This is a genomic window from Deinococcus depolymerans (assembly GCF_039522025.1).
GTDB lineage: Bacteria > Deinococcota > Deinococci > Deinococcales > Deinococcaceae > Deinococcus > Deinococcus depolymerans.
Map to the genome: position 1 here is coordinate 93,049 of NZ_BAAADB010000012.1, position 21,350 is coordinate 114,398.

Consider the following 21,350-nt stretch of genomic DNA (forward strand, 5'->3'; position numbering starts at 1 on the left):
CGAGCGGCCCGCGCGGGGTGCACAACGAAAAACCCCCGCGCAGGGCGGGGGCGTCGATTCAGTACTCGAAGTGCAGCTTAGGAAGAATTAGGCGAATTCTGCGGGAGTTTGTCAAGCCCCCCCTCTTTGGCACGGGTCTGCGGCAGGTCGTGATGGCCGGGCGCGGGGTGGTTCTCGGGAATTTCGCTGCGCAGCACGTCCTTGTCCCGCTCTGGCATGAGCAGCGCCCGGCGGAGGCACTCGAAGGCCCGCAGTAAGTTCGGGTACCGACCCACGGATTCGCGCAGAACCAGCGTGTCGCGGTCCTCCCGGTAGATCAGGTGCTCGTCGTTATCCTGGCGCCGCCCCTGCTTGCGGCCATCGGCCCGGTCGCTGTGATCCTCGATCCAGCGGCACAGGCTCGTCCAGGCCTGCACGCCGGCGCGGGTGCCGGTCATGCTCTCCAGTTCGGCTGCGTTCGCGACGGTGACGCTATGTCCGTCCTCGGCGTACACGATGGTCAGGCGGGCGTAGTACTGCGTCATGCCGCCGTCCTCGTGCTCCTCGCGGACGCTCAGCACGTCGCCGTGGAAGTACCGGCCGGTGTGGTGCTTGCGCCGGGCGCGGTCCAGTTCGGTGTTCGCGGCGACGTGCGCGAGCAGACGTTCCCGCACTTCCAGGGCGAGGGTGAGGGCGTGCTGACCTTTCCCGGCGACGAGCATCTGGCAGGCCTCCAGCGCGAGGGGGTACGCCTCGGTGAGACTGTCGTGCAACTGGCCGTGCAGGGCGCTGCCCTTTCCCTTGCTGCTGTCCTTGATGGGCACGAGGCCCGCGTCGCCCTGCGCGGCGCGGATGAACACGCTCATGAGTCCAGTCACGCGCTCCTGCTCGCGCTCCTGCTCGGTCAGGTCGCGCAATTCGGCGTCCGAGAGGAAGTACCGGCGGTGAATGCACCGGGCGATGTTGTTCACCATGGCGCGGCGCTCCTGATCCAGTTCAAGCTGCGCCAGGTCATCCGTCGGGACCGGCAGGTGTGCGGGCGTGACCGGCCCGCGCCCGCCCCGCTGGGCCTGCCGCGCGGCGGCGGCCGCCAGGTCCGCGCGGGCCGCGTCGAGCAGCTGCGCGGCGAGGTCGCCCGAGAACTTCCGCTCGGCCTTGGGGGTGACCATGCCGGCGATCTGCCGGGCGCGTTCCTCGGCCTGCTGGCGCGCTTCTTCCTCCGGTCGGCCCAGCAGCTCCAGCAGGCGCTTCCAACTGGGCAGGCGGCGGGCCTCGTCGATCAGGGGGGCGGCGTCCGTGCGGGGAGTCGTGCGGCTGACCAGATTCAGGCGCAGGGTGCGCTGCTGCCCATCGCTGAATTCCACGCGGACACTGGCGTTCAGGACGTCCTTGCGGGGGCCTCGACGCACGGTGGCTTTCTGCCCGGCGTAGGCCACGTCCATGTGCTTCGGGGTGTACCAGACGGTGTCGCCCGGCCGAAGGTTCAGCAGGCTCGGCGCGTGGTACGTGCGGCGGGGTTGCTTCTCGCGGCGGTTGTCGGCTTGATTCGACTCGCGGAGCGTCCGTTTCCAGGTGGGTTCCGTCACTGGCGGTCCTTCCTGGGGCGCATGCCGCTGGGCTTGTGGCTGGTGGGCTGGGGCGAGCGCCGATGGTAGTCCTGCAGGGCGTCCTGCCCGGCCTCGGTACGGACGTACCCGTCGCCGCTGCGGGTGAGGTATCCGGCGTGCATGAGCGTGACCAGCAGTTCCTTGTAGATGTTGGCGACGTCGATCTGAGGGGTGATGATTTCGGCTTCGACGAGTGCCCCTTTCAGGGTGCGTTCGACCGTCCTGTCGAATGACTCGAGGAGCTGGAACACCAGAATCTCCCGCAGGGGCGGCCAGCGGCGGCGGGCGTGCGCGGGACCGTATCGGTGCGCGTAGACCTTGATGGCTTCCTCACCGATGCCGGTCAGAACGTACCCGGGGCCGTCCGGTCCCCAGGTGACCCACTGAATGCGCCGGTCCTGACTGAGGATCCGCAGGAGCGACCGCTGGGCTTCGCTGATCGGCTCGGCGGATTGACCGGAGTGCAGGCCTGCGGCGACCAGCGCGGGCAGGGTGGGGACAGGCACGCCGCTGAACACGGCCAGCAGGCGGTACAGGTCGGGTCGCTGGTCGGGGGCGAGCATGGGCACGGCGTCCTGGCGGTCGGCTTTACTGGTCATGGGTGGCTCCGGGGATGGGAGTGATGGTCACGAGGACGTGGCCGGGGCGGGTGATGGGGCCGCGCGTGACGCGGAGGTCGTCGATCAGGGAGTCGTCTGCCCAGAGCTGGGCGTGCGTGAGGGCGTCTTCGAGTGCCTTGGGGATGTTGGACAGGTCCCGCTTGCGCCGGTCCGGGGCGCAGGCGTGCAGGTGCAGGGCGAGGCGGGCGCCGCCGGGCAGGGCGGGGAGGTCCAGCCCTGCGACGTGCGTGATGACCTTCTGGCGGTACGCGCGGCCGCCCTGGCTGAGCAGGATCCGGGCGACGATCTTGCCGCCCCGGCGGGTGACGATGGCCCGCCAGATTTGGTTGAGGCTGGGCGGGTACGGCAGCACGAAGCGCAGGCTCTGGCCGGACTGGAGGGTCGCTGCGGGGACCGGCGCGGCGGGGGCGCACGGGAAACCCGCCCCGGCGGGGCCGGGGACGGGCGGCTGCTGGAACAGGCGCGGGTGGCGCTCCTGGTAGGCCAGGAGGTCGGCGGCGGACATCTTCAGGTCTGGCCTCCTCTCGGACTTGAGAGCGGGCAGGTAGGGATCAGGCGCTTGGCTGGTGTGCGCTGCCACCCGCGCTGCCAGGGACGGACGGTGACGTGCGTGATGGTGACGTGCGCGAACGACTCCAGCAGGATCAGCACTTCGGTTTGAATGGCGTCCCAGATAGGTCTGCCGCGGTGGGTGCCGGTCAGGACCTGCTGCGTGTGCCGGTCGTACGGCAGGGTAACGGTATGAACGGCGGCGTCGTCAAAGGCCTGCAGGTCGGTGACGCCGCCCGTGCAGGACGCATGAAGGCTTGCTTTATTAAGGTTCCACGTCTCTGGTTTTCCTGAGTGGGTGGTAACACTGGACGCATGCCGCGATACCGACCGGACTTCGATACCGTTCTCATGGTCGGCTTCGGCCTGCTGTCGTTGCCAGTGCTGCTGGATTTGAGTCAGTGGGGTGCGCAGGCGGTTGTGGCTATGGTGGCTCGAACTGCTGGGATGTTGGTGCTCACCTGGCACGCCTGGAGTGCTCCCGCGCCTCACCTGCCCCAGTGGGCGCGGGGCGTGCTGAAGTGGGTGATGCTGGTTCTTGCGCTCGGGTCTCTCGTGGGCGGGTCGCTGGGCCTCCAGGTGTTGTGGCGGGCTCACCTGCTGGGGTAGGGGCCGCTTGCTGCGTCGGCTCACGGCGCCTCTCCTTCCCACGCACTCCTGGCGTGGCGGATGGCGTCCCAGAGGGTGAGCCGCTCGGGGCCTTCGCGGCGTTCGCCACTGCTGCGGTCCGTGAGGGTCAGTTGCCACCCGCCGCCCGTGCCGCGCAGCTCGACGTCCGCGACGGCGCGCAGACCGTCCACCCAGTCGAGGGGGCGCACGTCGTCCGCCTGGCCCTGCGGCGCAGCGCCCTGGTAGCGGGTGCGGTCCTGCGCGCCCCGCTGCGCGGCCCTGGCGACGGCTTCCACGCGCCGCTCGGGCGGCACCTGCGTCAGGGGGACGCTCTCGCCCGTGTCGGGGTGCTCGACGTGCGCCCCGGCGGCGAGGTCCCGTACGGTGTCCGCGACGGCCTGTACGTCCGCGCTGCTGGGCCGGTCCTTGCCGGTCACGCTTCTGGTCACGTCCAAGACCAGCTGGTAGTCGTCGGGGACGATGCCGCCCAGGGCGCGGGTGACGCGTTCCGGAGGGAGGCCCAGGCCACGCGCTTCGAACTCGGTGGCGGCCGCTGCGTAATCGATCAGCTGGTACGCGCGGGTGCGGCTGAATCCGAAGGTGTCCATGGCGTACGCCTCGAACGTCGAGAACGCGCCCAGGTACAGGCCGGAGTCGCGGATCTCCGTCAGGGCCCGCCCGGCGAGGACGGCGGCCGCGCCGCCCACGCGGACGGCGTCCTCCAGTTCCGCGAGGCGGGCGCGCTGCTCCGGGGTCAGGAGGCGCTGCGCGGTCGTGGCCGTCACGCGGCCGCCTTGAGCCGCTGGTGGCGGCGCTGGCGGGCCTTGCGGGCGGCGAGGACGGCCATGCGCAGCGCGAGGGCCGGATCAGCGGCGCGGCACTTCCGGCCACCGCCCAGGCTGTCGGGTCGCCACGCAATGGCCGTGAACAGCCGGGTGCCATCTGGCAGGGCGCGGCTCACCAGCCGGTACTCCCAGTCGCAGCGGTGCAGGAAGGCGAGCATGCCGGTCAGGTCCTCGGGCATGGGGGTCAGTGGGCTCACAGGCGGTCCTCGTCCTCGTGGCCGATCCAGGGGAAGTCGGCGGGGTCCAGGGCTGCGCAGGCGTGGATGAGCCGCAGGACCTGCACGCAGTCGCTCACGGCCGCGTGCTTGGTCAGGTCGCTGACGTCCACGCCGCGCTGGGCGGACGCGTCTGCGAGTCGCGCCCAGCGGTAGTTGCCGTAGGAACCGTTCCAGGATCCGGCGAGCGGCGAGTACGCGTCCATCACGCACTCCGCGCTCCGGCTGATCGCGTTGAAGGCGTGGAGGTCCGCGCTGCCGCCCGCCACGCCGCCCGGCGCGGCGAACCAGCCCGGCAGGGTGGCGTCCAGCGTCGCGCAGATGCGGGGCAGGTCGAAGCGCTTGTTGTAGATGACGACGCGGCGGCCGGTCAGAAGGTCGCGGAGGTCCGGCCAGCGTTCCCCGAAGCTCGGGCAGTCGGCGAGATCGGCGTCCGTGATGCCGTGCACAGCCTGCGCGCGCGGGTCGATGGAGCAGGTAGGCCGGAAGCGTTCCTCGAACAGCGTGCGGCCGCTGCCATCCACGAGGCCCAGCTCGATCACTTCGCCGTCCAGGCCGGTGGTCTCCGTGTCGAGGATCACGAGGCGCGGGTCGGTCGCCCAGTCGAGGAAGCGTTCAATCACGGCGGCAGCGGCGGTGGGGGTGGGTGCAGTGGTCACGTCAGTTCTCCAGGTCGTAGAGGAATTCGCAGAGTTGGTCGGGGTGGGCGTAGGCGGCCTGCACGGCCTGAATGACGGTCTGGAGGTTGAGTGGCGGCAGGCCTGCGGGGATGAAGATCAGGAGCCCTCGGGCGTTGTCGCCCTGCACAGCGAAGGGCGAGGCGGCGGGGTCGTGCTCCTGCTGGAAGAAGGCCAGAGCGTCAGCAACAGGCTGGGAGAGGTCGGGAAGCGTCATGCGTTGATTCCCTCGTCCCGGTCGTCGTCGTCTTTCGGGAACATGGGGGTGCTGGTGCCGTCTACGATCTCCACGGTGAGTTCGACGTCGTACGTGCCGGGCAGGGCGTTCAGGTACTGCTCGAAGCGGGCGGCGGCACTGAAGGGGAGTTCCACGACAGCCACGACTTTGAAGTCGGTGGTCTTGCTGCCCTTGCTCTTGCAGGTCCAGGTGCGGCGGTCGCCGCCGCCGTAGATCCGGAGGGTGAACGTGGCGATGGCGCGGGAACCTTTTTTGGTGCTGATGCGGTGCGCGCGGCGCAGGTGCTGGAGGTTCAGGCCCTCGCCGGGCAGTTCCAGGTGCAGGGTGCTGAACAGTTCCCCGTCCTTGTCGCGTTCGTGCTTGATGGCGTCCAGTTCGACTTTCAAGGTTTGCTTCATGGGGTGCTCCTGGGAGGAAGGGGAGGCCGCCCGCTTCGGCGGCCTCCGGGTGACGGTCAGTCGGCGGCGGTCGCGGTTGCCTGCACCTGCTGGGCCATGTCGCGCAGGCCCTGCCAGTCCTGCAGTTCGGTGTCGGTCATGTCGTCGATTTCCTGCTGGAGCACGTTCAGGCCGTCGGCGGTCGTGTCGTCGGTGGGGTCGATGCCCAGGTCTTCGAGCAGGCTGCTGATCTGCTGGCCGTCCAGTCGCGCCACGAGGTCTTTCGCGTCCTGGCGGTACTTGCGGGCCTGTGCGGTGTCGGCCACCTCGGGGAAGCGGGCCAGGGGCGGGACGTACCCGCGCGCGGCCAGGGCGTCGGCGTGCTGGAGGATCGCGGCGCGGATCTCGGTGTTGGTGGTCAGGGTGCTGATGTGGCCGTTCTTCACGCCGTGGCCCTCGGCAATCCCGGCGTCCTCGGCCAGTTCGATCAGGCGGTCGCGCGGGTACGCCTTCAGGTGCGCGTCCGTGAGCTTCATCTGGACGGTGGCGCCCGTGTCGGCCGCGAGGCGCGTCACGAACGCGTAGGGCGCGTGCATGGGGTTGAATTCACTCCAGCCGCCCACGGCTTGCGCGATCAGGACGCTCTGCACGTCCAGCAGGTCCTCCAGGGTCAGGGTCATGAGGAGATCCAGGTACGGCAGGACGTCCGCGCCTTCTGGGTTGTAACCCTTGAATTCCTGCGTGATGGGCCGCTTGGGCAGGTGGTGGCCGTTCACGCCGAGCTGCCCGCCGACCTTCGCGTCGATCTCTTTCAGGCGGGCGAGGCCGGTGGGGATCGGGGTGGGCATTGAGTACTCGAGGCTGGCGCGCAGGCTGACAGGCGTGGCCTGAAGGAGGCTGAGGATGGTCAACGCCACGGTGCGCTTGTGGTCCCCGACCAGCGCGGCGCGCAGGGCCGTCGCGCGCGCCTGATGTGCGTCCACCCAGCCGCTCTTGCGGATAGCCCCGCCTTCACTGCCAGTCGCCTCACTGGCGGTCTTGGCGCGTTCGGCGGCCTGTTCCTTGGCGCGGGCGCTCTTGATGTCGGCTTCCCGGGCGCAGCGTTCCTGCTTCACCTCGCCGGTCTGGGTGCTGACCAGGATCACCGTGCCCTTGATGTTCTCGGGGACGCTGTAGGTGGTGTAGGCGTCGTAGGGCAGGGTCAGGTACTGCTTGGCCTGCTTCACCACGTCCACGAAATGCTGCTCTTTCTTCTTGCTGAGGGTCTTCCGGCGCTCCTCGACCCACGCGAGCTGGAGCGCGAGCGCCGCTTGCGGATCTGCGAAGCGGGCGGGCTGGTCCCCGAACAGGTCCTCGATGATCTCCAGTCCGCTGGTGGCCACGTCGAACTTGGCGCGCTCGACGAGGAACGTGCAGCTGGCGATCATGTCGCGCAGGCGCTGGGCGCTGTCACCACGTTTCGCGGCCGTGATCACATGCTCGCGCAGCGGCCCGCTGGTCTGGGCGATCACCTGCGCCTGGGAGATCACGATCTTGCCGTCCGCCAGAAGAGTGCGGGCGTCCTCGCCCAGGCCCTCGGCCAGCACGAGGCGCTTCTCGACGGTGCGAGTACTGCACTTGAACCGCAGGGCGATGTCCTCGACGCTCGCACCCAGGCGGATCATTTCCACGAAGGCGTCGGCCTCCTCCAACGGTTCCACGTCGGCGCGTTCGCTGTTCTCGGCGACGGCCAGCATGAGCGCGTCGAGGTCGGTCATCTCCTGCACGCGGACTGGCACGAGGTACCCGTCGGGCAGCTGTCCGGTGTCGTGCAGGAGCGTCAGGGCGCGCAGGCGCCGGCCACCGGCGATGACTTCCACGGTGTCCGCGCCGGGCGTGACGCGACCGACCAGGTTCTGCATGAGGCCCTTCGCGGCGATGCTGTTCGCCAGAGAGTCCAGGGCGTCCTGCGGGAACTTCTTGCGGGGGTTGAGCGGGCTGGCCACCAGCGCCGTGACGGGCAGCCAGTTCAGCTGGTCGGTGTTGAGGATCGGGCCGGGTGCGGGGGCCGGCTCGACCATAGCGGCCTCCAGCTGCGCCTCGCTCACCGGGAAGGGGAGATCCGCGTCACTGCTGGAGCTGATCTCCTGCGCGGCGGCAGGTATGACTTCCGCTTTCTTGCCGCCCTTGGGCTGGGCGTTCATCTTCTCGCGGGTTTCCTTGACCATCTGCTGGAAGTCGGTGTGGCCGGGCTGCTCGGTGTTCTTGCGGTTGGCTTTCTTCGCGGGCATGACGGCCTCCTGGGCGGGCTTGCGGACGTAGACGGTGGCGGTCTGGACGTTGGTGCCGGACTCGGTGAAGGAACGCTCGTCGTTCAGTCCGAACTCGCCGTACTGCTTCACGAACTCGCGGAACGCGGCGGCGCGGCGGTCCTGGCGGAACGTGAAGCCGGACGGGGCGATGGCGACGAGCGTGCCGCCGGGTGCGAGGCAGTGCGTCCAGGCGTGTTCGATGTGGGCGATGTAGGCCTGGGCGTCGTCCTCGCTGCGGAACGGGGGGTTCATGACGATGGCCGGGTACGGCTCGCTCGGCGTGAAGGTCAGGAAGTCCGTGCCGACTACGCGGTAGCCAGCGGCCTGCAGGTGGGCGCGGCGGGTGTCGTCCAGTTCGACCACGTCCACCTGCGCGCCGTACTCGCGCAGCACGTCGGCCAGTGCGCCGGTGCCGGCGCTGGGTTCCAGGACCCGCACGCCGTCCAGGTCCGCGACGGCGCTCACGACCTGCCGGGCGAGTTCCTCAGGCGTTGCGAAGAACGACAGGGGGTTCTTCTTCGGCAGGGTCTCCCCGTCCAGCACGCGGGCCAGCACGTCCCGTGCGTTCGTCTGGAACAGGTGCGCCCCGGCCTTGCGGTTCCACTTGCCGCCCAGCGCCTCGATGGCCTTGGCGGTCGCCTGATAGACCTTGCGGTCCAGCTGCCCGGCCAGGGTGAGGGTCAGGCCGTCCTCGCTGATCGTCGCGGCGCGCAGCGCGGCCTGCACGTCGGGAGACAGGCGGCTCACTTATCCACCCCGCCCTGGGCGCGGGTGAGGCCGGAGACGCGCTGCTCGACGCTGGCCAGCACGACCTCATGCATGTGCAGGCGCTCCATCAACTCGGGGGCGGTGATGGACTCGCGCAGCGCGGCGTAACGGTCGGCGGCGTCCACGCGCTCGACGGGGTCGTTGTTCGGGTTGCAGGCGTAGCGCAGGGCGTTCTCGGCGGCGTCGCACAGGGCGGGCTGGCAGCAGTCCATCGGGCGGCGCTGGAACTCGCGGGGGCCGTTTGCGGTGGGGAGCGTCAGGTACGTGACGCCGGGCGCGGTGCAGTGCGGGCAACTCATGTCCACCGGGGCGGGTGCGGCCGCTGCACGCTGTTGCTGGCGTTCGATGCTGGCTTCCAGGGCGCGGCGGGCGTTCGGGTGGAGGGTGAGCAGCTTCGCCATGTGGAACACCTGGGGATCGAGGGGCGTGGTGTCGGTCTGGTCGTGGTGGTTGGTCATGGTTTCCGTCCGATGAGGGCGCGCACCCGTTCGCTGGCGGCGGCCTGCGTGGTCGGTGCGGTGGGGGTGGTCGGCGTGGCGAACTGGCGGGCTTCGCGGTCCAGCGCGTCGATCAGGTCACCTCGGAACTTCCGGCTGCCGAGGCGGATGCGGTACTCGTCGTGCATCTCGCGGATGCGGTCGGTGGGGATGTCCAGCCAGTGCTGGCGGCTGGGCAGCTCGTCGATCAGCTCCTGGGCGTTCAGGGGGCGCAGGGCGGAGTGCAGGGCGGCGAGGGCCGCGCCGCGCGCCGCCGGAACCTTTTCAGTGGTCGCGGCGGTGGTCTGTCCGGCGTTCGCGGTGGCCTGGGTGATCCCGTGACCGGTCGTGGCGTTCGCCAGATTCACCCCGCCTGGGGTGCCGGTGCGATCAGCACCGGAGGGCTGGTTCTGGTCGCTTTCCTGACCTTCGTTGACAGCCGCCGCGACAGCGGGAGCGGGGGTATCGTGTCCCTGCTGTTGTTTGTCTTTAATGTCTTTCCTGTCTGTCTGTTGTCTTTGGGCACCCGTTTCTTCCTCGCTGGGCGCAGGAAAAACAGGGGTCAAAGGTCCACTAGGTTGACCATCTGAGTCAACTAGGTTGACCGTTTGGGTCAACGTAGTAGACCGTTTGGGTCCACTAGGTTGACCTTCGGTTTTCCCGGTGGGTCTACTAGGTTGACCATCCGGGGCGATCAACTTGGGTCTACTAGGTTGACCCTTCGCGCCCGCCGCGGCCGCGCCGTCCTGGGAGATGGACAGGCCGTAGTAGACCTCCTTGCCCTGCTTGAGGACGGCGAGGGTGCCGCGCGCCTTGCCGGCGTTCACGCCGTTCATGACGCCCTGCTTCGACAGGCCGGTGTCGGCCATCAGCATGTCGAGCGTCAGGTGTGCGAGCTGGCCACCGGCGTTCCACCCGAAGGTGGCGCGGACGATGGCGAGCGTGACGCGCAGCTCGGCTTCTTTCATGTCCGCCTGCAGGGCGAACAGCTCGTTGGGCGTCTGGGTGTAGTTCGGTGCGCTGAAGCTCATGCGGCGGCCTTCCTCGTGCCGGCCGCGCGGGCCGACGTCTGACGGGTCTTGGGTAGGGGCGTGGCGTGCTCCGGCAGGGCACGCGTCAGGTGCTGCCAGCGGCAGGCCAGCAGCACGTACGGCACGGCGTACGGGAGGGTGCGGCGCACGTAGACGCTGCGAACCTCGTCCCGGAGTTCATCGAGCGTGGAGCCCCGCAGGGTGGCGCGGCGCATGTCGATGGTCACGGCCCGCCGGAACCACGGACTCCAGCAAGCGGACCAGAACGTGATGCAGGTCAGCAGGCCGATCAGCCGGGTCCGCTCTGCTTGCTCGGCCGGGGTTTCCGGACCGGATGGCCGCGCGGCCTTCCTGGGAGGTCGTTGGCGGGGTGGCGGCGGCGGGGCAGCGGTTTGAACTTCGGGTGCAGCCCAGAGGGATTCCTGGACCGCTGGGACGACCGAAGGCGCCTGCTCTGCTGGCGGCCCACCGACGGGGCCGCGTTCCAGGAACTGCGCGAAGCGGGCGGGGGAGACCTTCTCGCTGTTGTACCGCAGCCGTTCGGTCTTGGCCCGGCTGGATTGTGTCCGTTCCCAGGTGGCGCCGCAGCGGCCGCAGGTGCTGGCGTGGCCACCATCCACTGGCGCGGTCTTACTCCAGTCGTGCGTGCAGGCCTGCCCGGTGAACCCTTCCGTGATCAGGAAGGCGTCCTGACTTTCCCGGCACTGCCAGGAGCGGAACGTCGGGGTGATCATCCCGGCGGCCGCGCCGACCACCTCGCACTCCCGTGCGCTGGGCAGCCGGTCGGCCGTGCGCCACACGATCAGCATGCGGCGCTCGCCCTTCACGGCGGCCTTGACGTGCAGGCCGCCGGGCAGCTTGCGGTGCACGCCCGCCGCGGCGTCCGCGCTCGTGGTGAACATTTCCTCGAGGAGGGGACGCAGGGTGTCAGTCGGCCGCATTCGCCCTCCCCAGCAGTGGCGCGAGGTCCACTTCGTTCAGCCGCGCGAACGGGCCGTGCAGGGCCGTCGCGGCGGCGTTGTACGCCAGAGCGGCCAGCAGGACGTGCGGGAACGTGCCCAGGTAGATCTGACGCCGGCCCTGGTGAATCACGGCCCGGAAGCCAGTTCCGAACGCGCTGACTCCTTTGAAGCCGGTCTTGTTGTTGCGGTGCGCGCGGCGGTTGCGGTTGTTCTCCTCGACCGTGCAGGGCCGCAGGTTCACGCGGCGGTTGTCGAGCGGGTCGCCGCTGATGTGATCCCGGTACCCGCTGCCGTCCGGGGCGCGCAGCAGCTGGTGCAGGTTCACGGTGCGGCCCTTCGTGCCGGGCAGGTACGCGCGCGGGTACCCGCGGCGGCTCAGGTGCCAGCGGTACCCGGTCAGCAATGGCAGGTCCGCGTCATCGACCAGGGCGACGCGGCCCTGCCCGAGCCTTCCGACGAGCGCGATCTCAGCCATCACGCCACCTGCCGGTTCCGCGCGGCGGCCTTCAGGCCCTGAATTTCGTCCGTGCGGATCTGCTCGAAGCTGGTGATCTCGCGGCCCAGCACTTCGCTCACCCAGGCTTTCACTTCGGGGTCCCGCAGGCCAGGCAGCATCGGCCCGAGCTGGCGGTGCAGGTTCGCAGCGCCCTCACGGGTGAGGGTGGTGTCCTGCGCCGGGGCGGCCGCTTCCGGTTGCTCCACGCACTTCAGCGCGGCTTTCAGGTGCCGCCACACCTCGCGCTGCACGTCGAGGTCCTCAGGAAGTTCCTGGCGCAGCTGATCCATGACCTGGATCAGGTGGGCGCCGCCGGGCGTGCGCTCATGGTCGGGACGTGCCCAGTCCGGGAGTTCCGGGGTGGTGATGGGCTGGCGTTTCGTGTCGTCCCAGTCCACCCAGCAGCGCGGCAGGTCGTACAGGTAGCGCCCGATCCCGAAGTGAACGGCGCAGCGTTTCAGCGCGTCGCTGCTGGCGGCTTTCAGGGTGCTCAGGTCGCCGTCCGGGGCCTGTCCGATGTCCTCACGGGTGACGCCCAGGACGGTCAGGCGGCCCTTGACCGTCGGGACGGGCGTGCCAGGGATGACCTCGACGCTGAAGGTCCAGCCGTCCGGGCAGATGGCGTCCAGGCGGTCCTGCACGGCGCGCGCGTCGATGTGGGCCAGCAGCAGGGCGCGGCTGCGGTCCTTGCTCAGGGTGACGGTCTTCCAGTTGACCATGTGCGCGGGGAACGGGGCCTGGAGGCGCTGCTGAACGTCACCGAGGTTCATGGCCGCTCCCGGTGGGAGAGGGCCGCGCAGGTGGCGAACAGCCCGGCGAAGGTGACCAGGGACAGCAGCACGCACAGCAGCCGCAGCGTGCCCGGCATGTCCGGCCCGAAGTCCGGGGCCAGGGCCAGGAGCAGGCCGTACGCGCTGACGGTCAGGAGCAGCAGGGCGAGGAAGCGTTTCATGCGGCGGCCTCCCCAGCACGGTCGATGAAGGCGGCGGCCAGCAGCGTGACGGTGATAACGGTCAGGGCGAAGATCAGCACGGCGAACAACCTCCTCAGCGGCGCGAGTCGCAGGACTCGCAGAACACGGACCCGTCGGGCCGCAGAGCCTTCCCGCACGGGCACAGGCGGGGGTGCGGCGTGCCGCACTCGGGGCAGTGCAGGGCGTCCGCCGGGGCGGGCGCGTGGCAGCCAGGGTTCACGCACCACACGCTCGGGCGGTACCCGCTGCCGACCGTCACGCCCTGCTCCTTGAGGCCTTCGGTCAGCAGCGCGATCTGTTCGAGGTTGGCGAGGTCGTGCCGGTTCAAGACGTCACCCCCAGCAGCAGGCCCGGCAGGGCCAGCAGGACCAGGACGACCGGCACCGCGCGGCGGCGGCACAGGGCCTCGGTGGCCGCCTTGTGGAACACGTCCTGAACGTCAGCGTGCAGGCGGCGCATCAGGCGGCCACCGCTGTCTTCAGCGCGGTCTTGCGTCCCACGCGCAGCTCCCGGGCGTGGGCGTTCTCGCCCCACCACAGGGTGTTTCCCCACGGCCAGCTGTGCGGCATGTTGATCGGCGCGAGCCACAGGTGAACGCCGTACGTGTTCTGCAGGCGCGCGAGTTCCGCCGCCAGGGCACCCGGTTCGTCCCGGATGACGGTCTCGCGCAGGACGGTCACGCGGCCGCTGGGCAGGTTCGTGATCCAACCGGGCGTGAATTTCACGCGCAGCCAGCCGCTCGGGGTGGTGGGTTCGTACCAGGCGCGGTGGCGAAACAGGCGGCGCTTGCCGAGCGGACTGGTCAGGGGCAGGTCCTGCGCCTCGGGGGTGAAGGCGTCCACCGTGGTGGACAGCGCGGCCTTCAGCGGGGGGATGGTCAGAGGGGTGGGGCGTGTCGTACGATTCATGTGTCTCCTTCCCCTCCGCGAGCTGTGTCAGCAGCCTTGACCGGAGGGGTTTGGTGTTTCAGCCCGCCCGGCGGCGGGTCTGCTGCACGCCCTGCTGGGCGATGTCAGTAAGGGAAGGTGGGGTGGTAACGGTGATCTGGTGCAGCTCAGCTGGGCCTGCATGGGCTGAGGCGGGTTTGACGTGCTTCGCGATCCAGGCCCGCATGCGGTCCTCGCGAGTGACTGGCTGAGCGATAGAGGCCTTGAAAGTCATACGGATGCCTGCTGGCCCAGATGAATGCTAGTTGCTACACCTAGCAACTCATCGGTAGAGCAAGAGTAGACGACGGCAATCTTGCGCAAATTGTCGTGGGAAGGCTCGTTTTTGTCGCTCTCCCAGCGACTGATTTCGCCCGCACGTTCACGCTTGCCGAGAATCCTTTCGGCAACGTCGTACTGCGAAAGCCCGTGTTGCTCACGCAGTCGCCGGATGCGCTGACCAAACGTTTCTTCCATGCCTTGATGCTACACGTCGCAACATGGATAGTCAAGCGACGTGTAGCATGTGATATTTGGCATTAGGGAACCTAGCATTATTGTATGTCGTAACACGTCGCATGTACGCTCCCCATGCGCTGAGGTCTCCCTTCATGCCCCCTGCTGCTACGGTTGATATTTTCGAAAAGCTGCGCCAGTACATCAAACGTAGTGGTAAGACTCAACGGCAGATAGCAGAAGAGGTTGGCATCCCGCAGCCCAGCTACCTGAGCCACATGGCAAATGGTCGAGTCAATTGGGTCGAAGGTGAATATTTCCGACCGCTCACCGTTGCGCTGAATCTCTCTGTCGAAGAGATTCGCGAACTAAAGCCGGAAATTGTTTGGTCAGACATGGAGTCCGACAAACCGCCGCCGCCACGCCTCCGTCGCCTGCCAGAAGAGCTGACGCAGATGATCGACGAGAAAGGCCACCTGGCTGAGGAGCTGCTCACGGAACGGTGGCAGCAATACCTGGCTGGTCAGCGGTTCAGCACCGGCCGCGCAACGCCGGAACGGTGGTGGAATCTGTTCCTGCTTCTCAAGAATGCTGGGGTGGAGCCCGGCGGCAACTAGGTCATGGACGCGCGGCTCGCCTCTCTACTGGATTTCGCCGCTGAGCTTCAAGCGCGACACGACCACCCCTCCAGCCCGCGCGCATTCGCCCAGGCCCTCGGCATCCGCCTGATCGAGGGAGACGAGGACTCCGCCAACGCCGGCCCCCCAGCCGTCGTGACCTACAACGCCCGCTACGGACTCGGGCGACGCCGCTTTTCCCTCTGGCACGAAATGGCGCACGTCATCATGGGCTGGCACGGCATCGACGCCGACTTCGACTCCTGGGTCGGTGAAATGGACCGCGAGCAGCTACGAGAACAGGCGGCCAGCATCCTCGCCGGCCAGCTGATGGTTCCCCGCCTCGTAGTGACCGACGCACTCCGCGAGCACGGTTGGACCGGCACAGCTGTGATGCACATGCGCACCATGACCGGGATGAGCGAATCAGTCTGCCTACGGCGACTGATCAGCCACGAGATCAGCGGCAGTCGCGCGGCAGCCGTGTTCGTCGACCGGCAGGTCGTGGACGTGGCCACTTGGAATTACCGCGTACCCCTGCGGCGTTACGAACGCATCCCTGAACCGGCCAATCAGCTTGAAGGAGTCCGCCTGAGCCGCATGAGCAAAGGCCGGGTCATCGGCCTCTGGGAAGAATGACCGTGGGGCAGTAGGCGGCGGCGTTAGGCGGGTTCTTGGGTCAATAGAGAGACCGTTACTGCAGTTGCCGGCAATGAACATCAAACTTGTTTTTCTGATGACGGTGAAAAATGGACATTAAAACCCTGGACGACATAAAAAATTTACGCGAAAGTTACGAATTTGAAGCAAAGATCGCGGCAGGGCGGGATGGGGATGGCGAGTTGCCGAATAGCGTATGGGAAACCTATTCTGCAATGGCTAACACCAGCGGCGGTACAATAGTTTTAGGCATCAAGGAAAATAGAGATGGCTCGCTAGAGGGAAATGGTATTAAAAATACCACTAAAGTCCTATCTGACTTTTGGAATATAATAAATAATAAGAATAAGGTAAGTGTATGTCTGCTAAATGATGATAGTATCAATTTAGTAGACATGGGATCAGAGAGATCTTTGATTGTTATCAAAGTGCCTCGCGCAAACAGGCGCTCAAGACCAGTCTTCCTAAATGGTAATCCACTCGGTAACACTTATAGACGTAACAACGACGGCGATTTCGAAATCGACGATCAAGAAGTAAAGCGAATGATGGCAGACTCGGTAAACGATACCAGGGATGACAGTATACTAAAAAATTTTTCAATGAATGATTTTGATTTGCCTAGTATTAGTGCGTACAGGAATGAGTTTAGATCAACAGACAATACCCATCCATGGCTAAGTGAGAATGACAAGCAACTTCTAATCAATCTTGGCGCTTGGCGTAACGATCGAGAAACAAAAGAGGATGGACCAACATTAGCTGGCATCCTGATGTTTGGAAAATGGCGAAGCATTCTTGAGGCCGTGCCTACGTATAATGTTGATTACAGAGATTTGACCGGTTCGCCGGATCGGTGGTCTGACCGCGTAATCCCCAATGGGACTTGGTCCGGCAATCTTTACGATTTTGCGCGAAAAGTCTATCCCAAATTGACGTCCGATTTGAAACTTCCGTTTCAGATAAAAGGTGGCAAACAGAGAATTGACGTTACGCCTGTGCACGAAGCATTGCGCGAAGCCCTCATAAATTCACTTATCCACACCGACTATAGCGTCAGTGGCGGCATCGTGATCCTCAAAAAGGATGACGGCTTTAGTTTTACCAATCCTGGCGGTTTACGTCTTCCGCGGGAACAAGTAATGCGTGGAGGTAGAAGCGATTGCCGCAACCTCCAACTCCAAGTCATGTTTCAGCTCATCGGTTCTGGCGATAAAGCCGGTTCCGGCATTCCTCGAATTTTGAGTGCTTGGAGTAGCCAACATTGGACTAAACCCCTTCTAAATGAGTCTGTACAGCCCGAGTCAGTATCTTTGGAGATGCATATGGTGGGCATGTTTCCAGATATGACTATGCAAAGCCTTAGGAATAAGTTAGGCAACAAGCTGGATGCTCTTGAGGATATAGATAGAATGTTTTTAGCAATCGCCGAATATGAGGGCGAGATTCATAATCGACGACTTCAACAGACTTTTGACAATGAACACCCACGGGCGATCACTGATCGATTGAACCGCTTGGTGGATCGAGGTCTTCTCATTCGTCAGTGGAATTCTAGTTGGACAACTTATCAGGTAGCAGACGGACGCAAAGCGATTACGCCACTGCATGTTTCTACTGTTCAGGCCAACACTACCAAACGTCGAAAAGAGGTAAGGTCCAAGGCAGTTGATACCCCTCCATCTCTATTCGATCTCCCAGACGCCAAAATGGCATCTGTCAAGGGGCCTATGCCCATCGCCTCACCTGAGTACGTGGCAGAACAAACCAAGCTTCCAACATCCAACATCCAACATCCAACATTGGACATCCAACATGGATCCCCGAGCTCCCCACTCCCTCAACAGGTGGAAGCGGACCTAACCACTTTTCTGAACACCAAAGCCACCGAAGAAAAAATACTCCAGGCCGCTCAGGACTACATTTCTCTGGGAGCTCTTGCCCAACTTCTCGGCCGCAACCCTGAGGCTCTGCGACTCAGATACATCACTCAGATGGTGACATCTGGAATTCTTGAACTTAAATACCCCGACAAGCCCAAGCATCCAAGACAAGCCTACCGAGCTCGCAAAACTCAATCATGAGCAAGTCCTGCGCTGAGATCCCAGCCAAGTGGAACCTGGACAGCGTCTTCCAGCGGAACCAGGACGACTGCCGGGAACATGTCTGGCAGCTTCCTCTCAGCCTCATAGGTCCAGAGCCACGATCACTTGACCTAGCTTCATTCCATTCGACGATCTCAATATGACGCCCCGTATCTACCTGCGCGTCAGTACCGCCGATCAGGCTGAGAAGGGTTTCAGCCTGGACGCCCAGCGAGAAAAGGCCCTGGCCTGGTGCCGGTACGAAGGCCTGGAAGGCGCCCGCCTGTACCCAGATGCGGGACTCTCTGGCAAGCGCGACGACCGCCCTGCCCTCACCCAGCTGCTGCGCGACCTGCAGGCCGGTGACGTGGTCATCGTGTACGCCCTCAGCCGTTTGGGCCGTGGCGGGGCCATTCAGCTGCTCAGCATTATCGGGCAGATCCGCGAAGCTGGCGCGCGACTGGTCAGCCTCACCGAGCACATCGACACGGAAACCAGCGCAGGCCGCCTGATGCTCACCATCCTGGCCGCCCTAGCCGAACTGGAAGTCGAACAGACCCGAGAACGCACGGAAGCCGGTCGACTCGAGGCAGCGCGGCAGGGCATCTACCCGCACGCCAGCGATAGCCTTCCCACCGGCTGGATGCGCGGCGAGGATGGCCGCCTCGTTGAGAGTCCAGACGCCGACGTCGTTCGCCTGATCTTTAGCCAGGGCCGGGCGCCGTACAACGCGACTGCTGAACTACTGAACGCCCAGGGCCTGACCGGTCCCCGTGGCGGCCGCTGGCAGGTGCCCCAGGTGCGGCGCATCGTTCAGTACCCGTACTGGCAGGGCTACATGAACTACCGGCAGACCGTCCTGCCCGACCAGCCCGCCTCATGGATCCGCATTCCCGCGCCCGCGCTGGTCACTCAGGACGTGTGGCAGGCCGCTCAGCGCGACGCCCGTACCAACCACGCGCACAAGCGCCCGGACAAGTTTCCGCTCACCGGGCATCTCCTGTGCGCCTGCGGGACACCGCTGCAGGGCCGCGATCAGGGTGCCGGGCCTGCCGTGAAACCCACGCACAACCGGCGCCGGGCGTACACCTGTTACCCCCGTGTGCGTGGCAGCGACACCTGCCCCAGTAACGGCCGCAGCACCCGCAACTGGTACACCGCCGAAGAGATCGCCGACCAGGCGCGCGCCCTGCTCGCCACGTACCTCAGTGGCCCCAGTGATCCCGCGCACCTCCATGTCCTGACCGGACTGCCGGCAGCCACAGACCCACACGCTGAAGAGCGCGCCGACGTGGAGCGCCGCCTGACTGCACTGGCCCGCATGCAACTGGACGGCGCCATCGATTACGCCGACTACCGCACCCTGCGCGCCGAACTCATGGCCCAGCGGGAAGCTATCCCGCCAGTGAGCACGCCCATCCGCTCCGACCTGCCTGACCTGACGAACCTCGCAGAGGCCGTGTGCGCCAGCACGAACGAAGCCCTAGCAGAACTCCTCGACATCTTGGACGTCACGTTCCAGATAGGGGACGACGGCGTCGCGCTGCGGTCCGTTCGTCCGTTTGCGTTGTAACTGATCGGTCGGACCACTTGAGTTGAAAGCCCCTAGCCTGGCTTGCGCTGGGGGTATCTTATTTGTAGCCTAAATCCTATTTAGCGAAATTGCACTGTTTAGTCAACGGTGGGATGGGCGTTGGTTAATTATGTCAAGGGCAGATCTTTTTTGGCGCCGATAAGGCTAAAATTTCTCGGCTGTGTCGGTAATTATGCTCAGGACGTAATAAAATTTGACTATTTGCGTAAATATGTTATTATTTCAGTACCTCATCTGCCACGAGTAGAAGGAGCGATCAGCGGCGTCCTCATTGCGAGGGCGCCGCCAGTTTTTGCGTCATGCTCGAGCAAGCTGAATTACGAAATCTGCATGGGCCTGGCGTGCTTTTGCAAGTCGACCGGCTCGAAGGGGATAGGCGGTTACCAGAAGCCAGCCCGAAGAGCGAGGACTCAGAACGATTTTGAACGGTGGTCCATCGGTATTCTCAGCAAGGATTATCACCATGTCTAATACATTTTTGCGCTCCTCACGATACCAAATAATATTTTCGCAATGATTGAAATTCTCTAAAATCTGCTTGATCCAGCTTATGCACGCGCACCGTTCATCCATTATTACGGCGCTTTGTCTTCCCGGCTTGCCTTTAAACTCGGTGACTATATGCTCCAAGCCCGCCTCCATATTTTGGAGTATGGGCTGACGCCTAAAAGTTAGAGGCTTGCCACCAAGACAGATTCCAGCTTCCTTAAGCGCTTCGTATTCCGGCTTTACGTAGTTTTCTATATAGTCTTCAACTGACTCTGTGGGCAAACGTTCTCTAGTGGCTAAATTGAGGTGCGGCATTAACCCGCTCTCCATATAAAATAGTTAAATTTTTTCTCGGTAGGCAGAGTACTGGATTTTAAATTGTACTCCGATCTCTCAATAATACGGTCAATTATTTTCATCTTGCCTGAACTGGTCGATAGTTTTCGGTTTTTATAGCCAACTGCGCCAATTATGAGATCTGCTAATTGTAGTATGGCCACTTCGTGTGATCTCACTGTTTGGATTTTTCTGACAACCTTTTTGTCAAAGTCATATATGCTGTTACTAATCACATCATGGAGTCTTGCTATCTTGCTTGAACCAATTGTATCTTTGATGTCTATAAAAATATTAAACTCATCTTTAGGTGTTACTATATTTTTAAGCATGGTAAAATACATTTTGTAGTACCAATCATCGTGAGTTTGATCAAATCTTGCATGATCTATAGATTTTTTATCAGGAACTACTAGCAAGCGTGCGCTTAAATTGGAATTATCAAAGAAGTAGTCAATTAAATCAAGATACAGATCTATCTTGCCCTGAGAGACTTTGGACCACTTGATTTCGAAATCAGTAGACATGTTGTGGTGCTTAATTATCTCTCTTATTCTTTTATTTGCCTCAGGGGCGTGCTCAAACGGGCACCAAATAGCACCAAGAACCATCGCGCTACTCTCGTCATTCTCCAAATGACAACTTTCGTCGCAGTAGACGTTATACAGGGACATTCTGTAATTATACAGCATGTCGTCCTGCAGATGCCTAGAGGGTGGTATTCTTGGTTTGGTGGACGGCACTTGTCTTCTTTTGAGCAGAGCCAAAAGAAGCGGCTGAGTTGAAACTAGATTGCTGTAACCAACGGCTTGACTGCTAAACAGGAGAAACACCTCACTCATACCTTCGTAGGAAGGCTGATGTAAAGAGCGAAATCTCCGCTAGACGAGCATCGGACTGAAACCGTGGCGCGACCGTGCCGGACTCAAATCCCTCTTACAAGGGTACCGGACTTATCTCTTGTCCTGCGAAGCGTTACCACACGGCAACTCTGACCAAGAGTCTATATGTTGTACCTCCTTGGGTCAAACCCCGATCGACGTACGATATGTGTGTCAAATTTCGTCAGGTCGGAATCCTATTTTTGAAGCATCGAAAGATCGACCGGTATCGCACATTCGTGGTTTATCCACAAAGTTACTTGGGTAAATCTGCTGTGGCTGAATAACAGCTACGCTGGTGCTGCTGTTCAATTTCGCCCGCCCGGTCTTCCCGGTGGACACGCACGTTCACCGCGTCACGACCCGGGTGGGTGCCATCCCGAAGATGGGGGAGCAGGCCGCGCACCGCGCGCTGCTGAAGCTCCTGCCGCCCGACCCGGCGTTCCTGTACGAACTGCACGTGAACCTGCTGCGGCACGGCCAGCGGGTCTGCTCGTGGTACGACCCGAAGTGCGGCGCGTGCGTCCTGCGGTCCCGCTGCGACGCCCACGCGCAGTACGGGGATGGGGTGCCCGCCTGGAAGGGGTAGGCTCG

Annotated in this window: 25 protein-coding genes and 2 pseudogenes; 5 read left to right on the forward strand and 22 right to left on the reverse strand. The window is 64.0% G+C overall.

The genetic code is table 11. The features are described 5' to 3' along the window. Positions 1–77: 77 nt before the first annotated feature. From ABDZ66_RS07670 to ABDZ66_RS07765, 20 genes and pseudogenes are all read right to left on the reverse strand, one after another. Positions 78–1,565 carry a hypothetical protein gene (locus tag ABDZ66_RS07670; protein ID WP_343757482.1) on the reverse strand — a complete coding sequence of 496 codons (1,488 nt, stop codon included), beginning with the start codon at positions 1,563–1,565 and terminating at the stop codon, positions 78–80. Further along, positions 1,562–2,185: a hypothetical protein gene (locus tag ABDZ66_RS07675; protein WP_343757483.1), complete on the reverse strand. Its 624-nt coding sequence runs from the start codon at positions 2,183–2,185 to the stop codon at positions 1,562–1,564. Before ABDZ66_RS07675 ends, ABDZ66_RS07670 begins: the two co-directional genes overlap by 4 nt. After that, positions 2,175–2,711 (reverse strand): RusA family crossover junction endodeoxyribonuclease, encoded by a 537-nt coding sequence (locus ABDZ66_RS07680; RefSeq protein ID WP_343757484.1) that lies wholly within the window; start codon positions 2,709–2,711, stop codon positions 2,175–2,177. The genes ABDZ66_RS07675 and ABDZ66_RS07680 overlap by 11 nt, the downstream gene beginning before the upstream one ends. Before the next feature lie 2 nt (positions 2,712–2,713). Further along, positions 2,714–3,223 carry a hypothetical protein gene (locus ABDZ66_RS07685; protein ID WP_343757485.1) on the reverse strand — a complete coding sequence of 170 codons (510 nt, stop codon included), beginning with the start codon at positions 3,221–3,223 and terminating at the stop codon, positions 2,714–2,716. Positions 3,224–3,384: 161 nt separating this feature from the next. Continuing rightward, a complete protein-coding gene (locus ABDZ66_RS07690; protein WP_343757486.1) occupies positions 3,385–4,149 on the reverse strand; it encodes a hypothetical protein in 765 nt (254 codons plus the stop codon). Further along, positions 4,146–4,406: a hypothetical protein gene (locus ABDZ66_RS07695; RefSeq protein WP_343757487.1), complete on the reverse strand. Its 261-nt coding sequence runs from the start codon at positions 4,404–4,406 to the stop codon at positions 4,146–4,148. The genes ABDZ66_RS07690 and ABDZ66_RS07695 overlap by 4 nt, the downstream gene beginning before the upstream one ends. After that, positions 4,403–5,083: a 3'-5' exonuclease gene (locus tag ABDZ66_RS07700; RefSeq protein WP_343757488.1), complete on the reverse strand. Its 681-nt coding sequence runs from the start codon at positions 5,081–5,083 to the stop codon at positions 4,403–4,405. Before ABDZ66_RS07700 ends, ABDZ66_RS07695 begins: the two co-directional genes overlap by 4 nt. 1 nt (position 5,084) lies before the next feature. After that, positions 5,085–5,318: a hypothetical protein gene (locus ABDZ66_RS07705; protein WP_343757489.1), complete on the reverse strand. Its 234-nt coding sequence runs from the start codon at positions 5,316–5,318 to the stop codon at positions 5,085–5,087. Then, entirely contained in the window at positions 5,315–5,737 is a 423-nt protein-coding gene (locus ABDZ66_RS07710; protein ID WP_343757490.1) for a hypothetical protein, read from the reverse strand. Before ABDZ66_RS07710 ends, ABDZ66_RS07705 begins: the two co-directional genes overlap by 4 nt. A gap of 56 nt (positions 5,738–5,793) precedes the next feature. Further along, positions 5,794–8,754 (reverse strand): ParB/RepB/Spo0J family partition protein, encoded by a 2,961-nt coding sequence (locus ABDZ66_RS07715; protein ID WP_343757491.1) that lies wholly within the window; start codon positions 8,752–8,754, stop codon positions 5,794–5,796. After that, positions 8,751–9,233: a hypothetical protein gene (locus ABDZ66_RS07720; protein WP_343757492.1), complete on the reverse strand. Its 483-nt coding sequence runs from the start codon at positions 9,231–9,233 to the stop codon at positions 8,751–8,753. Before ABDZ66_RS07720 ends, ABDZ66_RS07715 begins: the two co-directional genes overlap by 4 nt. After that, the gene (locus ABDZ66_RS07725; RefSeq protein WP_343757494.1) at positions 9,230–10,282 is read right to left on the reverse strand and encodes a hypothetical protein; all 1,053 of its coding nucleotides are present in this window, start codon (positions 10,280–10,282) and stop codon (positions 9,230–9,232) included. Before ABDZ66_RS07725 ends, ABDZ66_RS07720 begins: the two co-directional genes overlap by 4 nt. Beyond that, positions 10,279–11,223, reverse strand: coding sequence for a hypothetical protein (locus ABDZ66_RS07730; protein ID WP_343757496.1), 945 nt, complete (start codon positions 11,221–11,223; stop codon positions 10,279–10,281). Before ABDZ66_RS07730 ends, ABDZ66_RS07725 begins: the two co-directional genes overlap by 4 nt. Further along, positions 11,210–11,719 (reverse strand): hypothetical protein, encoded by a 510-nt coding sequence (locus ABDZ66_RS07735; RefSeq protein ID WP_343757497.1) that lies wholly within the window; start codon positions 11,717–11,719, stop codon positions 11,210–11,212. The genes ABDZ66_RS07730 and ABDZ66_RS07735 overlap by 14 nt, the downstream gene beginning before the upstream one ends. 233 nt (positions 11,720–11,952) lie before the next feature. Beyond that, positions 11,953–12,510, reverse strand: a pseudogene (locus ABDZ66_RS07740) (Rad52/Rad22 family DNA repair protein); the annotation flags it as partial. Continuing rightward, complete coding sequence (locus tag ABDZ66_RS07745; protein WP_343757498.1) at positions 12,507–12,692, reverse strand: hypothetical protein; 186 nt, start codon at positions 12,690–12,692, stop codon at positions 12,507–12,509. The gene ABDZ66_RS07745 and the pseudogene ABDZ66_RS07740, both read right to left, overlap by 4 nt. A gap of 94 nt (positions 12,693–12,786) precedes the next feature. Next, on the reverse strand, positions 12,787–13,041 hold the full coding sequence (locus tag ABDZ66_RS07750; RefSeq protein ID WP_343757499.1) for a hypothetical protein: 255 nt from the start codon (positions 13,039–13,041) through the stop codon (positions 12,787–12,789). Then, positions 13,038–13,172 (reverse strand): hypothetical protein, encoded by a 135-nt coding sequence (locus ABDZ66_RS07755; RefSeq protein WP_343757500.1) that lies wholly within the window; start codon positions 13,170–13,172, stop codon positions 13,038–13,040. The genes ABDZ66_RS07750 and ABDZ66_RS07755 overlap by 4 nt, the downstream gene beginning before the upstream one ends. Next, on the reverse strand, positions 13,172–13,621 hold the full coding sequence (locus tag ABDZ66_RS07760; protein WP_343757501.1) for a hypothetical protein: 450 nt from the start codon (positions 13,619–13,621) through the stop codon (positions 13,172–13,174). The genes ABDZ66_RS07755 and ABDZ66_RS07760 overlap by 1 nt, the downstream gene beginning before the upstream one ends. A gap of 249 nt (positions 13,622–13,870) precedes the next feature. Beyond that, positions 13,871–14,116, reverse strand: a complete 246-nt coding sequence (locus tag ABDZ66_RS07765; protein ID WP_343757503.1) for a helix-turn-helix domain-containing protein — start codon at positions 14,114–14,116, stop codon at positions 13,871–13,873. A 134-nt stretch (positions 14,117–14,250) separates the two neighbouring features. Here ABDZ66_RS07765 and ABDZ66_RS07770 point away from each other — a divergent pair, with 134 nt between their 5' ends. From ABDZ66_RS07770 to ABDZ66_RS07785, 4 genes are all read left to right on the forward strand, one after another. Further along, positions 14,251–14,712: a helix-turn-helix domain-containing protein gene (locus ABDZ66_RS07770; RefSeq protein WP_343757504.1), complete on the forward strand. Its 462-nt coding sequence runs from the start codon at positions 14,251–14,253 to the stop codon at positions 14,710–14,712. A gap of 3 nt (positions 14,713–14,715) precedes the next feature. Next, a complete protein-coding gene (locus ABDZ66_RS07775) occupies positions 14,716–15,351 on the forward strand; it encodes an ImmA/IrrE family metallo-endopeptidase (RefSeq protein ID WP_343757505.1) in 636 nt (211 codons plus the stop codon). A gap of 110 nt (positions 15,352–15,461) precedes the next feature. Next, positions 15,462–17,456 carry an RNA-binding domain-containing protein gene (locus ABDZ66_RS07780; RefSeq protein ID WP_343757506.1) on the forward strand — a complete coding sequence of 665 codons (1,995 nt, stop codon included), beginning with the start codon at positions 15,462–15,464 and terminating at the stop codon, positions 17,454–17,456. Positions 17,457–17,616: 160 nt separating this feature from the next. Continuing rightward, the gene (locus tag ABDZ66_RS07785; RefSeq protein WP_343757507.1) at positions 17,617–19,029 is read left to right on the forward strand and encodes a recombinase family protein; all 1,413 of its coding nucleotides are present in this window, start codon (positions 17,617–17,619) and stop codon (positions 19,027–19,029) included. Between the two features lie 318 nt (positions 19,030–19,347). Here the strand turns inward: ABDZ66_RS07785 and ABDZ66_RS07790 are convergent, their stop codons facing one another. Both ABDZ66_RS07790 and ABDZ66_RS07795 read right to left on the reverse strand, forming a co-directional pair. Then, positions 19,348–19,854, reverse strand: a complete 507-nt coding sequence (locus tag ABDZ66_RS07790; protein WP_343757508.1) for a hypothetical protein — start codon at positions 19,852–19,854, stop codon at positions 19,348–19,350. Further along, on the reverse strand, positions 19,854–20,549 hold the full coding sequence (locus ABDZ66_RS07795; protein ID WP_343757509.1) for a DUF3800 domain-containing protein: 696 nt from the start codon (positions 20,547–20,549) through the stop codon (positions 19,854–19,856). The genes ABDZ66_RS07790 and ABDZ66_RS07795 overlap by 1 nt, the downstream gene beginning before the upstream one ends. A 493-nt stretch (positions 20,550–21,042) precedes the next feature. Here ABDZ66_RS07795 and ABDZ66_RS07800 point away from each other — a divergent pair. Next, positions 21,043–21,345, forward strand: a pseudogene (locus ABDZ66_RS07800) (endonuclease III domain-containing protein); the annotation flags it as partial. Between the last annotated feature and the right edge of the window lie 5 nt (positions 21,346–21,350).